Below are 391 nucleotides of genomic sequence, written 5' to 3' on the forward strand. Positions count from 1 at the left end.
CCACCGCGCTACTCGATCGCCTCACCCACCGCTGTCACATCCTGGAGACCGGAAACGACAGCTTCCGCTTCAAGGCAAGCTCAGCCGCAGCCGCCGGGAAAACGAAGGAGGCCGGCCAGACCTTGACCCAAGCCTCACCCACGAAGCACAACCTGAGGGTGGGTCAGTTCTCGATGGAAAACCTGGGTCAGCTCCGGGTGGAAATCAACATAGCTCAGACCGTTCCTCTGACAAGACCGGTCTGCCCTTCTACGCCTCGTCTACCTCGGAGGGACAAGGCCAGCGCAGCCCACAGAAGGCAGTGTCCCAGCGGTTGGTGTAGGAGGCCGCGCGCGGAGCCCCGGCGTAGCGCAGCGCGCGGCCGGGCGTGACGCTGGCGGCCATCGCCGAT

1 pseudogene is annotated in these 391 nt (G+C 65.2%); it reads left to right on the plus strand.

Annotation, left to right across the window (positions count from 1 at the left end):
• A pseudogene (locus tag KTN05_RS17905) lies at nt 1-89 on the plus strand (ATP-binding protein); the annotation flags it as partial.
• Nucleotides 90-391 lie beyond the last annotated feature (302 nt).

Origin of the sequence: Paracoccus sp. Z118, assembly GCF_019061185.1 — a bacterium.
GTDB lineage: Bacteria > Pseudomonadota > Alphaproteobacteria > Rhodobacterales > Rhodobacteraceae > Paracoccus.